General features: G+C 46.6%; 14 protein-coding genes. 13 read left to right on the top strand and 1 reads right to left on the bottom strand.

Annotated features, from left to right (window positions below):
- Positions 1-24 precede the first annotated feature (24 nt).
- The 4 genes from JCM2850_RS19480 (at position 25) to JCM2850_RS13765 (ending at position 2,698) form a co-directional block, all read left to right on the top strand.
- Positions 25-432 (top strand): PH domain-containing protein, encoded by a 408-nt coding sequence (locus JCM2850_RS19480; protein WP_025872583.1) that lies wholly within the window; start codon positions 25-27, stop codon positions 430-432.
- A 139-nt stretch (positions 433-571) separates the two neighbouring features.
- A complete protein-coding gene (locus JCM2850_RS13780; protein ID WP_148301286.1) occupies positions 572-937 on the top strand; it encodes a hypothetical protein in 366 nt (121 codons plus the stop codon).
- 767 nt (positions 938-1,704) lie between these two features.
- On the top strand, positions 1,705-2,025 hold the full coding sequence (locus JCM2850_RS13770; RefSeq protein WP_025872579.1) for a hypothetical protein: 321 nt from the start codon (positions 1,705-1,707) through the stop codon (positions 2,023-2,025).
- A gap of 1 nt (position 2,026) precedes the next feature.
- On the top strand, positions 2,027-2,698 hold the full coding sequence (locus JCM2850_RS13765) for an SOS response-associated peptidase (protein ID WP_025872578.1): 672 nt from the start codon (positions 2,027-2,029) through the stop codon (positions 2,696-2,698).
- On the opposite strand, the gene JCM2850_RS23530 is transcribed toward JCM2850_RS13765, so the two are convergent.
- Entirely contained in the window at positions 2,695-2,823 is a 129-nt protein-coding gene (locus tag JCM2850_RS23530) for a hypothetical protein (RefSeq protein WP_267879295.1), read from the bottom strand. The genes JCM2850_RS13765 and JCM2850_RS23530 overlap by 4 nt on opposite strands.
- A gap of 612 nt (positions 2,824-3,435) precedes the next feature.
- Between JCM2850_RS23530 and JCM2850_RS13755 the strand changes: the two genes are divergently transcribed.
- The 9 genes from JCM2850_RS13755 to JCM2850_RS13720 all read left to right on the top strand — a co-directional run bounded on the left by JCM2850_RS13755 (position 3,436) and on the right by JCM2850_RS13720 (position 13,391).
- A complete protein-coding gene (locus JCM2850_RS13755) occupies positions 3,436-3,804 on the top strand; it encodes a LexA family protein (RefSeq protein ID WP_234406271.1) in 369 nt (122 codons plus the stop codon).
- Positions 3,782-5,074 carry a translesion error-prone DNA polymerase V subunit UmuC gene (gene umuC / locus JCM2850_RS13750; RefSeq protein ID WP_025872574.1) on the top strand — a complete coding sequence of 431 codons (1,293 nt, stop codon included), beginning with the start codon at positions 3,782-3,784 and terminating at the stop codon, positions 5,072-5,074. The genes JCM2850_RS13755 and umuC overlap by 23 nt, the downstream gene beginning before the upstream one ends.
- A 22-nt stretch (positions 5,075-5,096) precedes the next feature.
- Positions 5,097-6,785, top strand: a complete 1,689-nt coding sequence (locus tag JCM2850_RS13745) for a VRR-NUC domain-containing protein (protein ID WP_199898350.1) — start codon at positions 5,097-5,099, stop codon at positions 6,783-6,785.
- Complete coding sequence (locus JCM2850_RS13740; RefSeq protein WP_025872570.1) at positions 6,782-9,076, top strand: ATP-dependent DNA helicase; 2,295 nt, start codon at positions 6,782-6,784, stop codon at positions 9,074-9,076. Before JCM2850_RS13745 ends, JCM2850_RS13740 begins: the two co-directional genes overlap by 4 nt.
- 63 nt (positions 9,077-9,139) lie before the next feature.
- Positions 9,140-9,298, top strand: a complete 159-nt coding sequence (locus JCM2850_RS21125; protein WP_081775083.1) for a DUF4113 domain-containing protein — start codon at positions 9,140-9,142, stop codon at positions 9,296-9,298.
- Between the two features lie 170 nt (positions 9,299-9,468).
- Positions 9,469-10,023, top strand: a complete 555-nt coding sequence (locus tag JCM2850_RS13735) for a hemerythrin domain-containing protein (protein ID WP_025872568.1) — start codon at positions 9,469-9,471, stop codon at positions 10,021-10,023.
- A gap of 192 nt (positions 10,024-10,215) precedes the next feature.
- The gene (locus tag JCM2850_RS13730; protein ID WP_025872566.1) at positions 10,216-10,473 is read left to right on the top strand and encodes a hypothetical protein; all 258 of its coding nucleotides are present in this window, start codon (positions 10,216-10,218) and stop codon (positions 10,471-10,473) included.
- Between the two features lie 1,135 nt (positions 10,474-11,608).
- A complete protein-coding gene (locus JCM2850_RS13725; protein ID WP_081775082.1) occupies positions 11,609-12,610 on the top strand; it encodes a PRTRC system protein D in 1,002 nt (333 codons plus the stop codon).
- A gap of 439 nt (positions 12,611-13,049) precedes the next feature.
- Positions 13,050-13,391, top strand: a complete 342-nt coding sequence (locus JCM2850_RS13720; RefSeq protein WP_025872564.1) for a hypothetical protein — start codon at positions 13,050-13,052, stop codon at positions 13,389-13,391.
- The last annotated feature ends 1,171 nt before the right edge of the window (positions 13,392-14,562 follow it).

Below are 14,562 nucleotides of genomic sequence, written 5' to 3'. Positions count from 1 at the left end.
GACAGCATGTTCTAAGGAATCATCATGATCAAATTCATTCAAAACCAGCTCCGCAAGGGCGAGCTGGTGCAATACTCTGCCCGAGTTAGTCACTGGGTGTATTTCTGGTACTACTTTTTTGGGTTCGGATTCTGGTTTTTCGGGGGGCCGCTCCTATGGGTGTTGGCATTTCTCCTGTGCCGGTCCAATGTGCTTGTGATCACGAATGAACGAGTGATTGCCAAGTTTGGCTTGATCAGGCGCCATGTCGTGGAGTTGCCTTTGCATAGGATTGAGAGTGTACAGATTCATCAATCCGTGACCGGTCGTCTCTTGGGGTATGGAACGATTGTGATGAGCGGCAGTGGCAATCCCATGGTGCCCTTCCCTTCCATTAGGCAACCAATGAAGTTTAAATCTAGCCTTGATCGCGTGCTGTACGGGAATAGATGATCTTTAAAACCAGCCTTGCTCATCATTAAACCCATAGGCGAATGTAGTGTTGACTGGCGAGGTTGGTTTTTTTCTGAAATCTCTATGATGAAGTCATGGCTAGCGTGTGGCTGGCCAACAAACTATCAAGGAGATCAGCATGCATGACATAACGCAAATTCAACAAGCCAAGAAAAAAGCAGACGTCCTACTTTTGTTGTCCTTCACACCACTCGGTTTGATTGGCATACCACGAATGATCGCTGGTAAATCTATGCATAGCTGGAAGTTCGCTGGGCTGCTTTACCTTGTGGGGATGGGGTTGGTGATGAAAGCCAGCCAGCTAGAAACAGCATATCCCACCTCATCCGGGATTGTGGATATCACAGGTGCATTTGTAATCTGCTGGGCTATTTCTTTGCACGCGTTTATGGTGATTAAGGATGTGATGATGTTCTGGCGGATTAGTGAAGATAAGCAACGCTTCTTGCGTCTCAGCACCATACAGAACATCCTGATTGCTTAGAATCAGTGAATGTATTGCGATAAAGGCGGCGCAGAGCTAAAGGTTTTAGGACGTGCAGTTAAATAAAGAGACTAGCGGCAACTCAAGAAAGAAATCTTTAATCGTGGTTGCCCATGCACTGCATCGACAATTAAATTTAAAAACATTTGGAGCATTATGATGACCGGTAAAGACCTACTGATTTACGGCGCACTCATTCTGGGTGTAGGCGGAAATATAGTTTTCTTCATCATGTACATCCATGACAGACGTAAGGCAAAGAAGGATCAACATCCCTTGTAAATCCATAAAATCAGGCCAATTTAGAACAGCGCCATAATTTGCACTCGCCGCATGAAAGCAATATGAAAAAATTATTCAAATCGATAACCCAGTCCGGCAGGTTTTTTATTGCGTGTCGTGCTTGGGTTGCCCATGTCTGCATTGTTGATTACCATTCAATCGCTTCGCAATGTACTGATACGCAAGCAGACGCTTTTAGCCATCCTTCGGGGTGGCTTTTTTATTGCCTGTAGAGGCTCAGGTCTTTTCGGACTATAGCCATTCCTCACCCAAGGCCTATGATATTCGTGTCGATGTTCCACGACATGGCGTCGACACTCTCAACACTCTTCGAGCACCTCTATCCCCCTAGGTTTGAGGTGCTTTCTTTTGCCCATAGCTACCATCACATAGTTAACTCAAGCTTATCCGCGACTATCACTAGACTATAGATAAGTCATTGGATTATGATTTTGGTATCCCCCCCTGGATATGTAGGCTCGATTATGTTTCTCTTAGACTATCAAGCTGAATTGAGTGCCAAGCGCACCTTAGAAACCCTCCGTGAAGAGCTAGCTCTGAACATCAGGAGCGCAAAATCATTTGAAGCGGCGGCCATTGCATGTGAACAGCTATGTCTCATTGCTCGAGCGCCAAATCACTACCTGGGCCTGGAATTGATCAAGGTGTTAGATCACCCTGATAAACATCTCTCCAGTGACATTTCTGCCATGATTTTGGCTTTCATTAAAAGAATCCAAATACAAATAGACCATGAGCGCGCAATTGATCCTTCAGGGAATCAGTACAAAATGATGCTAAATTGAAATGTGCTCTCACTACGAACCCGTCATCACGAAGAAGCAGCTGGCCACGCATTTCAAGGTCGCCGATCTTGAGGATGGGCTTAAGCCTGAGCTATGGCCTGGCTACATTGGTCCCTTCATCCGAAAGCATGAATATGCTGACGTTGGCGATGATGCTGTGCCCTTCCGTGAGTTGATGGTGGGATCGTTCGGCATGATCCCTCATTGGTCGAAAGACACTAAGATAGCGCGCATGACTTACAACGCCAGGTCAGAGACTGTCGCTGAGAAACCCAGCTTCCGAGATGCCTGGCGCCTCAACCGTCATTGCATCATCCCTGCCCAGGCTATATTCGAGCCAGACTGGAGCACTGGTAAAGCAGTACCCACCCGTATTGTGCGAACTGATGGAAAGCCAATGGGTATTGCGGGGATCTGGACCGGCTGGAAGAACCCGGCCAACGGGGAAATCCTACGCAGCTTCTCCATGCTCACCGTGAACGCAGATGATCATGAGTTCATGCGCAACTTTCATAAACCTCAGGATGAAAAGCGAATGGTGGTGATACTGCAGGAAGAAGACTATGACGGGTGGCTATCAGCGACATGGCAGGACAGTAGGCAATACCTTAAGCAGTTTCCTGCTGAGCTGATGCAAACCCAAACTGAAGCTTGGACTACTGACTTACCTTAGACTGGTGACATATCCCACGCATACACAAACACTACAATAGTGGCCAGCATCAACATAGCGGCCAATCCTGCAATTAAATACTCCAGAACTTTGAGTTCTTTGATTTCATCATGGCTGTTAGGCATGGCAGATATTCCTGTCTATTTACCTATACATGAATCCCCGAAATCAACTGACAACAAAATACTCCGATAGCTCCTTTTACCCCCAAAGCCAATATGCACAATTTGCAAGTAACGTTGCCAAAATAATTATTACTATTAATTTTGCAACCCAGTCAAATCTATTCATGGCTTACTCGACCATTAGCTAAGATAGTTCATGTTAAGCAAAATCAACTTTCAAATGTGTCGGCTCAGCTCCAGTTTAAATGTAAGGTTTAACTGACAGGAAAGGGTTAGGTAAGGGTCATACACTCCCATCGATTGAATCATCAAACAGAAGTGTTAGAAAAATCCAAAGCGCTAGTCCCAACAGAATTGCGACGGTGACCCAGTCTATTCTTTTCATGAGGTTGCAATCGGGTAAATTGAGTAAATTCAGGATAGGGCTGATTCTTCCAGCCTCTTATCGGAAGGTGCCCGAGTTTGTAGTCAGCATGCCTTACAAGATATGTGAAATGTCATAGTTGAAACTGTACATTCGTACAGTAGAATGTCCCAACTATGAGCACATGTCATCTAATCGGTTTCGCCCCACTCAATCCGCCACCGCTGCACCTCCGCCAGGCAATCAAGGTGCGCGCGGGTCAATCACACTTCCCTAGCCCGGCCCAGGACTACGAGCAGCGCGACCTGGATCTGCACGAAGCATTCATCAAGAACCCTCCAGCCACTTTCATCTTCAAGGTGTCCGGCGATTCTATGATTGGCGCCGGCATCTTCCCTGGCAGCACGCTTCTGGTGGATAGGTCGATCACTCCGCAGAGTGGCCAGGTGGTGATCGTCGATATAGATGGCGAATGGATGGTCAAGCGACTGCAGCGCCGTGGTGGCTGGGTACGCCTGCTGTCCGAGAATCCAGCCCATCCCCCTATCGTTATGAACGAAGGCCAGGAGCTTACTGTTTTTGGCGTGGTGACGTATGTTATCCATCCGCCCGAATAGCAAGGTCTATGCGCTCTGCGATGCCAACAGCTTCTATGCATCGTGTGAGCAGGTGTTTCGTCCTGACCTGCGCGGCAAGCCAGTAGTGGTTTTATCCAATAATGATGGGTGCGTAATTGCCCAATCGAAGGAAGCCAAGGAGCTACTGGAACTTTGGATGTGCCGACCATGGTTCGAGATTGAGAAAGAGGCTACTGCGCTGGGCGTGGTGCACTTCTCCAGTAACTATGAGCTGTACGCCAGCATGAGCAATCGCTTCAGCGCCACGCTGCGCCAGTTCGCGCCCAGGGTCGAGGTATATAGCATCGATGAGTCCTTCCTAGACCTATCCGGCGTGCGCGCCGACTTCAATTCTCTGGGTTGGCAGATCAAGAACACAGTCCACCAGTGGACCGGCCTGGGCATTGGGGTGGGCATCGGGTATACCAAGACCTTGGCCAAGCTGGCGAATCACTGCGCCAAACGCGTTGAAGGCTTCAATGGTGTCTGCGACCTTACCAGCATGCCCGTGGCCGAGCAAAAGCGCATATTTGAGACGATGCCGATATCCAAGGTATGGGGCATAGGCTCACGCCTTGAGGCCAGGCTGAATAAGCTAGGAGTCAATGATGTCTGGCACCTGAAGAACGTCAGCCCGCGGCGCGCGCGCGATGAGTTCGGCGTGTTGCTGGAGCGCACAATCAAGGAATTGAACGGCGAGCCTTGGATAGAGTTTGAAGAGCAGTTGCCCGAGGCCAAGCAAGTCATGTCATCCCGTTCATTCGGCCAGCGCATCGACAACTACAAGGACATGCGCGAGGCCATCACTTTCCACGCGACCAATGCCGCCCAGCGCATGCGCAAGAAAGGCCTGTATGCGGGCGCGGTCTATATGTCCATCGCCAACGGCATTCATGACCAGGCCGAGTTCTACCACGGCAGCCAGTACGTGTCCCTGCCCTCTCCTACCAATTGCACCATACAGATCACCCAGGCGGCGTTATGGCTACTAGATCGAGTGTATAAGCGCGGCGTGTACTACATGCGCGCCAGTGTAATGCTGGATGAGCTTGTTGCTGAGGGTGGACAGCAGCAAGAGCTATTCGGCTACTCCGACCAGGACAGTAAGGCAGTGAAACTGATGGCGGCCGTGGATCTGATCAATAAGAAGTATCAGCGCGGCACAATTAAGCTGGCCAGTGAAGGTGTAGAGCATGGCTGGGCCATGCGGCGGGCTTTCAAAAGCCCCAACTATACGACCGACTGGAAAGATATATTAGTAGTAAAGTAATGTTGGATTTCGTGAAATTTAGATGAGCATGGATAACGCTATCTCGACCATTCCCGTGCATAAGTACTACTACCTGCACAACTTTCAGAATGCGCTGCAATGGATCAATGATCGATACCAGGATATATTGCAGCCGGAAGAAACGGAATTTATCGAGGGATTTTCTTGCCTGCCCGTCATGTCGCAAGCCCTGTTTGTCAGGCTGATCATGCGCAAAGGTCCCTGGTTCAGATATTCCAAACTCGTGTATGACGAGATCCCAGATGTATTAGCAGCGGCTCAACCATTATTGGCATTGGGATGGCTCAGGGAAGATAAGCCTTTGTCACTGGAAGAACTGTTTGGACTTTATGCCAAACCTGAACTGGTAACTGTCTTTGCTCCACAAGGCGCACGTGCCAGCATGCGTAAGTCCGAGATCCTTGCCCTGATGAGTGCTGTAGATACTGCCCCTCAGTATCACAATGAGTGGATCACAGACAGTACCGAGCGAGCCTGGAAAATCGATCTTGGCCAATTGTGCACCCGGCTGCGGTTGATGTTTTTTGGCAATCTGTATCAGACCTGGTCAGAGTTTGTTCTGGCCGACCTGGGCATTTTCAATTACGAAGCTGTTGCACTTGATGCTTCCTGCCGTGCTTTCCAGCAAGGCCATGACGTTGATACCTATCTTGAAATCAATGTCTGGCGTGAGCTAATTAACGATGCTCCCTGCCTAGAGGAATATCTAGAACTCCTGAATGCCCCAGTATGCGGAAATCACTGGCTGGAAGGCAGGAGGCAAAAGCTACTGTATTGCCTGGGCCAGGCCTATGAAAAGCAAGGCGACCTTAGCTTTGCCCAACAGGTTTACGCAGCCAGCACTTATCCGGGAGCTCGCCACAGAAATATCCGGGTGCTGGAAAAGTTGGGGGACTGCACACAGGCACTCGCATTGGCACAGCGCGCGATTGAAAATCCTGAAAGCCCAGACGAAAAACAAAAACTAGCCCGTATGTTGCCGCGCCTACTGCGCAGTCAGGGCATTCCCACCCAGCGCCGCAAAGCAATATGCCCCAGTATTGCGGAGCTTAGCCTACACCTGGAATTATTAAATCCAGAGCCATTACTATCGGTTGAATTTGCATTACGCCATCACTGGCATAGTGAGCATAGCCCAGTCTTCTATGTAGAAAACTCACTGTTCAATGCCTTATTCGGCCTGCTGTTCTGGGATGCCTTGTTTGCACCCTTGCAAGGCGCATTCTTCCATCCCTTCCAGGCAGGGCCAGCAGACTTTGGATCGGCGGATTTTGTGCAGCGCAGACATGCACTGTTTGAAAAAGGACTGAACGCGCTTGAAGACGGTAGCTATCAGCACATGATTCAAAGCCGTTTTATTGAGAAGAAAGGTTTGCTCAATCTGTTTGTGTTCTGGAACCACCTGACGCAAGATCTTCTGGATCTGGCGCTAATTTGCATCCCACCTCAACATTTGCGCTTGGTGTTCTCTCGCATGCTGTGCGATCTGAAACAACACCGCACGGGTTTCCCCGACCTCATCCGCTTTTGGCCTGAACAGCAAAGCTATGAGATGGTGGAAGCCAAGGCGCCAGGCGACAAGCTGCAGGATAATCAGATCCTCTGGCTGGAGTATTTCGTGGCGCACAATATTCCCGTCAAAGTCTGTCATGTCACCTGGCTTAAGCCCCTGGCCACGGAGATAGCGTGAACCCCATTTCCGTTTCTGTGCGGGCTTTGTGTGAGTTTACCGCCAAGCAAGGTGACCTGGACCTGCGCTTCACCCCTTCCCCCACATCTGCCCAAGGCATGGAAGGTCACAAATGGGTGCGCAAGCAACGCCAAGGCAGTTATGAAGCTGAAATCTCTCTTGAGGGTTTTTACCAGGATCTGCTGGTCAGAGGAAGGGCCGATGGCTTTGCGCCAACATCTAAGCGTCTTGAAGAAGTCAAAACCTATAGAGGCAAGCTAGAAGGCATACGGGCTCACTATAGATCGCTGCATTGGGCTCAGGCCAAGGTATACGCACACCTGCTATGCCAATCGCGAGACTTCACCGACATTAATGTAGCCCTGGTGTACTTCAACATTGATACGCAGAAAGAATCGGTGTTAAGCGAGTTCTGCAGTGCAGCCGATCTGAAAATCCATTTTGAAACCTTATGTCAGCGCTATATTCAATGGGCACAGCAACAGGCGCAACACCGCAATGCTCGTGATACGGCATTACAACGCCTGGCATTTCCCATGGGTAAATTCCGCTCAGGCCAGCGCAAAATGTCAGTAGCGGTATATCGCACGGCTATGCTGCAAGACAGCGGCCAAGTATTACTAGCACAAGCCCCCACTGGGATAGGAAAAACCATAGGCACTCTTTTTCCAATCCTGAAGGCATGCGCAGATAACCATCTGGACAAAGTGTTTTACCTGACTGCCAAAAACACTGGCCATGCCCTTGCCGAGCAAGCGCTGAGTAGCATCAATCAACAAATTGGCACCTCAACTGCTGGTCGTCTCCGAGGACTCACGCTACAAGCCAAAGAGAAAAGTTGTGAGCATCCGGATAAAGCCTGCCATGGTGATTCTTGTCCCCTGGCCAAAAATTTTTATGACCATCTACCATCAGCACGCTATGAAATTTCCAATACTAGTGAATGGGGCAAAGAGCAGATACGCAGTATTGCCATTAGATATCAGATTTGTCCCTACTACCTCACACAGGAGCTTGTGAAGTGGGCAGACGTGGTGATTGGTGATTACAACTACTTCTATGATAGATCCGCCATGCTGGCCGCGATGACCACCAGTTATCAGTGGAAGGTCGGCGTTCTAGTAGACGAGTCGCATAACCTGGTTGATAGAGCCAGAGCCATGTATTCCGGAGAGCTAGCCCAGTTTGACTTAGTCCGCGCCATCAAGTATGCATCTGGCACCATCAAGCGCAACCTGAATGCCCTGAACAGAGCCTGGAATGAACTCAATCAGGAAGCGAGACAAACGTATCACATTCTTAATGACATCCCGGCAACCTGGCTCAAGGCCTTGAACAAAGCCATCGTGCGCATAGGTGAAGTCAATGCAGAAAACCCCATGCTGCCAGATAACCCAATACTTGGTTTTTACCTGAATGCCTTAAGTTTCGAGGAGCTTGCCAACCAGCTAGGCAACTATGCGTTTGTCGTTTTGACCCGTTCGCACTCAGCCAATAGTGATCGCAGTTACACCAGGCTCAACATACAAAATGTAATCCCAGCGCCCTTTCTGAACGAAAGACATGAGACGGCCCATGCCACGGTAATGTTTTCTGGGACACTGACCCCTAATCACTTTTACAGTGACATGCTGGGCTTTCCTGAGGATTGGTACTGGGTTGATATCCCCACGCCATTCAAGCAAGAACAGCTACAGGTGCATGTCAGTCATGACATTTCGACCAAATATAAAGACCGCAATGCCTCGCTAGCTCAACTGATGCATACCATCAGCAGTCAGTACATCTCCCGACCTGGCAACTATCTATGTTTCCTCAGCAGCTTTGAGTATCTAAATATGGTCTTAGGGGCATTCCAAGAGAAATATCCTGAGATACCCATCTCCCAGCAATACCGGAGTATGAGTAACCAAGCAAAGGATGACTTCATTGCGGGCTTTTCAGAAACATCTCAGCAGGTTGGATTTGTTGTGCTGGGTGGCGTATTCGGTGAGGGCGTGGATTTGCCTGGAGACAGGCTAATCGGGGTATTTATCGCCACTTTGGGATTGCCGCAATTTAATGCAGTCAACGAGCATATGAGGCTAATCACCGAGACTGTGTTTGGCAAGGAGAATGCCTACAACTACACCTATTTATACCCAGGTTTGCGAAAGGTTGTTCAGGCCGGCGGCAGACTGATACGTTCCGAACATGACTGCGGTGTTATTTACCTGATTGATGAGCGATACAGCAATCGTGAATTACAGCAACTCTTACCACCGCAATGGCATCCTATAACACTGTCTTAGGGCACTCCCAAGTTGATTTTCAATATTTAACTATTCGGCTGCTCCAAAGAGGACAATAAGGCCGTGAGGCTGATTGCGCCTCTAGACCTGATCAATAAGAAATACCATGGCGGGACTTTTAAGTTGGCCAGCGAAGGCGTTGAGCATGCGTGGAAAATGCGGCGAACATCTAAGAGCCCGAACTACACCACAGAATGGGCTGATATCTCGATAATCAGATAGCGATGGGTTTGAGTTAAGACTATCGATTGTTGCGATTAAATAGCATTATCATTTTCCCTATGTATCAATGACATACAGTATTTTTCCTACATGTAAATCAGCATAGATAGACTAAACGATTTCTACGCTACCCAGCATGATGAGCTACCTTTCAATTAAGGAGTCAAATCATGGCAACTACTACATCCAGTTCTGGATCATCAGCCATAAAGCATGATGCGATTGTGGTTTTGAAGAATGATCATGCAGAAGTGAAAAAGCTGTTCAAACAATATGAAAAGTTAGCAGACAAAGATGACATTGCCGGCAAGACTGCCATTGCAAATCGGATTTGCGCCGAGCTTATCATTCATACTGAAATTGAAGAGCAAGTGTTTTACCCAGCCGCTCGAGAAGCTATTGATGATGATGACCTGCTCAATGAGGCGGATGTTGAACATGCCAGTGCTAAGGATTTAATTATTCAAATCCAATCTGGCGATCCCAAAGACCCTATGTACGATGCGAAAGTAAAAGTGCTCAGCGAGTATATAGAGCATCATGTAGAAGAAGAGGAAACAGAAATGTTTCCGAAGGTGCGAGAAGCCAAAAAACTTAACCTAAAGAAAATGGGCCAAGAGCTTACAGACCGTAAAGCATCAATGTTGGCGGCTTTAACGGGTAAAGACGGAGAAATTGATTCAAAAAACTTGTTGATTCTGTTGAACCAAGATACTAAGCACTAATTAATTGCTAACAACTTCTAAGCCCGTATTCGCGGGCTTTTTTTTACCCACACATTTCTGGCCAGCTGAGAAATTCAGTAATGCAATCATACAGCTTGAAATGAATCATTCATCCCCATAACTCAGCCAAAGCTTACAACCAATTTATCTGAAGAACTCTAAGCTAATTTCTCCATACACAAGGAGAAGATCATGAAACAAATCGTCGCTATGTTCAGCCTCAGTTCATTTTTGCTCTGCTCAACTGCATTTGCTGAACAAGTCAATCCACGAGCGCTTGATGACAAAAACACTTCTAGTCAGCAAAATAAGGATAGTAAAGGAGCAAAAACCAAATCCATGGAAAACGCAACTGAGCAACAATCCGATCCAAATGTGAAATCGAACCAGCATCCAGACAAGCAGAAGACGGGACATGATTCTGGAAATGCCAAAGGAAATGGTCACTAAGATGCGTCTATAGAGTTTATGAAAAATAACTGGGGCTATTGCCCCTGTTATTTGATGTATCTAAATTGGTGTCGTAAAGATGTTTTAATTAAGGCCCACTCTTGGTTAAGGCCAGGCTACCAGAGCTGGCCTGGATTATTTCCCGCCCCCACAGCTCCCGAACCATAAAGATAGAGCATGCTGGGTGCATGGCGTTGTCCCCTCCTCTGTTATTCAAGGTCAACTCAGCCTCCCCCTAGTTGCCGCATAACGAACTGAAATAACTATCCAATATCAAAAATCTGCCTCGATCGACCTGACCAACCATCTGCAAAAAAATCTGCTTCAACTATCTACCAAGACATACAAATGTACCCAGCCGCACCTTAAAAATGAGTCGCCAAGAAGAGGGCTGGCTTTGGAGCCCTCTTCGAACTGTGTACCAGACACAGAGCTGAATAAGTCCACTAGGGAGTTGTCAGCTGCTTTTGCATCCCCAATTGGTAGATGGCCCGTTAAGCGTGGTGCATACGTAGTTATTCATCCGATCTTGACCTTAACTCTGCTTTGAGTAGAGACCGTTCCAGCTGCTGGGTTGTTAGCCACTAGGGCATCCAATACCAACAACGCATTCGCCAAAGGAATCGCGAATCGGGAAAGCTTTTTTCTTAATCTAGTGTGAAATTTCTACGGTTTTTTCTAAGAACCCTTGGCATTACTGCAAATACAAAGCCTCTAGTTCTTATGAAAATACTTCTGCAACCTCAAAAAAAAAACGCCGAGGTGGCGATAACAACAACGTCAGCTTACTTCGTGTAGCTTGAAACTAAGTGTCAGTATCCGCACAGCTGGTAAAGGTCGATGTCTGAAGCCCTCAGACGGAGGTAAGTTGTACTGCAAATTCGATACGGCTAATGTAACACTAGGATAATGGAGACTACCTTTCGAATGACTTAGATATTTAATGAGTATTCGAGGGGGTAACTAAAAAGTGTAGTTGGGAAACGCCCTAAAGTTATTGCTACATGCGCGCGATTGATTTATTTATTTCGGGATAGTCCCGGAAATGAGTAGGAAAAATCCTGCAGCATTCCATAGGTAGGTATTTTAATAATCATTTAATCTTTACATTCCTTAAACAACGATTGGATGAATAATGAAGAACTTAAATAACCTAACTGTGAGAGCAATTGACCTGGGATATGGGTATGCAAAATACGTACGTGAAGTGACTGATGTGGGAGATATCATCGTTGACTCATTTCCATCAATCGCAGTTCCAACATCAATAAGTTTAGCTGAAAAAGCAACAAGGAATACTGTAATTATAGATGTTCATGGAAACCAATACGAAGTTGGTCCGGATGTGCATCAAGCATCAGTAAGTAGTGCATCTATGGATTTCAATTACATGTATGCAATAACATTTCCATATGATGCAATGCTAAGGGCTGCACTAAACTTCATGAACATCAAGAAACTCGATTTACTTGTCCTTGGACTACCAATCAGTGTTTTCAATAGTAAAGAAATCGGTATTTATTTGCAAAATAAATACACAGGTACTGTTGAATTAACACCAGGATGTTTCATTGAAATATCTAAAGTATGGATATTTCCTCAACCTGCCGGTGGTATTTTCTACTACGGCTCCACAAATAAGTCATATATACGGATTGATAATAAAATAAATCTTCTTATTGATGCTGGATATTACTCTTATCAATGGTTTGTAACAAAAGGTGTAGATCAAAAGCTTCCAACTTGTGGCAATACGAGTGGAGGTGTTTCAGGCTATCTTAAAGGTTTAGCTAATCAGATATCAAAAGATACTGGCATTAAAGTACAAGAACTGCAGCGCCTGGATAATGCATTAATAAATTGTGGACCTGTTACTCTATGTGGACAACCAATTTGGTTGAATAAGTACAAAGAAGGAGCTAAGAAATCTATTGAGCGCGATGTAAACAAAATGAAAGCTAAGGTGGGTAACGGAGCTTATATTGATAATATCATTATTGTTGGAGGAGGTGCCCCACTATATTACCCTGAAATTAAAAAACGGTTTCCCCATCATGATATACAAACTCTTAAAGATGGTATATTCGCTAATGTCAAGGGGTTCCAGCTAGCTGGTGAGACTTACATAAAAACTTAATATCGTAATCATTATCAGCGAGAATATTATTGTAAAATTTCAGATTAACAACGATTTTCACCCTATATTTTTAACGAACTTAAAGAGTTTTTCCTAAGCTTTAGATCCCAGAATGTAGGATCGTTGTTAAGAATTATTCTGAAAAATTAGAAGTTGGAAGATTTTTTTAATGCACCATCTGTGAATGAAGCAAAGATTGCTCCTTTTCCAAATGCGGAGGTGTCTATTCCCATCAGGTAGTTCTTGTGTCGTGTGCTGCCTTCCAGGACGGCGATGGTATCGCCGCCTGCGACGGCACTCTGCCCTATCCGCTGGGATGTCATGCTACAAAACCCTAGGTGTACTTAGCAACCCTTCGATTTATTTCAAGCTGGGCTTCTTGTATTCCTACTCTACAGTCAGCAGAATTGCCCCAAGCTCATCAATTAAGGGTCTGCTCATGGCTTCACTTGAATACCAGTCATGTATCGAGGTTGAACAGGCCTGCAATGACCACGATCTGGCATGGGCCAAAGCCCAGCATGAAAGTGCAACAGGCCCACGCGTCATGTGGTTTGCAGAATGGATACACCGGACGGAACTGGCGTCAAGGGATAAGCAGGCGCAGATCAGCCGCGATATAGAAATGCGCGCGATCAAATGTGCCTCTGATGCCGCCCTGGCAGCGCAGCAATCCGCTAAGTGGACGATGTGGGCGGCCGTCGCAGCTGCGGCTGGGGTTCTGGTGCCAATCGTGAACAACATCATTTCTTGGTGGTTGAACCCCTTCACCATGTTCTGAGCTTGCTCCCCTGGCAAGCTACTACTAAAACGCTAGACACATCAAGGGTGATGGCGCGGTACTACTTGGTCAGGCTTATATGCCCGTAAAACTTGACGTAGCATTGGCTGCCCACTACCTGGATGCTCGCCTATTATGTTCATGACCGTCTGCCATCTCTCATCACTGATATTCAGCCTGCGCAGAATGAGTAAACATCGTTGGCAAAAATCCCTTCCTGAGACTGATAACCAATTTTAGAATTCTTTAAATCGAAATCTGGTTCGGTTCCTGAATATCGCGTAACAATTAATTCATTGACGAACAATAATTTATTAGACTATCAAAATAAAAATTCATTACCCATTTTTTACCCATTTCCACAATAGACCCATACAAAATCGTGCATGACGAGTCCTGACGGGGACACCAATTCATTAAGGCTTTGATTTTCAAACTGCTCTTGTCCCGCAAGAGATGCCTATCATCCCTCTGGTAACTTTTCTGGACATTCCCCGAGTTAATACCTCCCAAAGGTAACGGTTCCAGAGAAGGTCATAGATGAACCTAAAGCTCCTTTCTTACCCTCTCCCACTTTATCCCAGAGTGGGCACTTTATTACGCTTCTAAGCTGAAGATAATCAGCAAGTGGGAATACACGGTCAAGCTGGTCCATGAACTCCATTCGGCCTTGCGCTTAGACCAGATTGAGAAGCGCCATATAGTCGCATTCAAAGACAATAGGCTTGAGGCTGAGCTCTCCGCTGCTACTGTTACCAAGCATCTCTCCGCGCTTAGTCCTTGCTTGAATACTCAATAGAACTGATACGCTTCGGTTTCCTTAAGTATTTTGAGAGTCACGACCCTGAGACATCCATATTCCCTAAACTCAATCGCGTTAAGGGCCTACAGCTTACGCACAACTACTCAAAATGGTGGGGCAATTGGTGTCGGTTAGAGTTAGGCATTACGGACACGTGTAAGGTCTTCCATAGCTTCCGCCATGCGTTTAAAGATGCGTGTCGTAATAGCGGGATACCCAGGGAAATTCATGACGCTTTTACGGGACACGTAGGGAGTGACGTTGGGAGTACCTATGGGGTGGGGAATTCGTTGAAGACTTTAAGAGAATCGATGAGGAAACTTAAGTATGAAACAACAATTATTGATTGAGATATTTGAAAGCCTCTCA

This window comes from Methylobacillus glycogenes JCM 2850 (assembly GCF_000617925.1).
GTDB classification, from domain to species: Bacteria; Pseudomonadota; Gammaproteobacteria; order Burkholderiales; family Methylophilaceae; genus Methylobacillus; species Methylobacillus glycogenes.
This window is presented reverse-complemented; position numbering and strand designations above follow the sequence as displayed.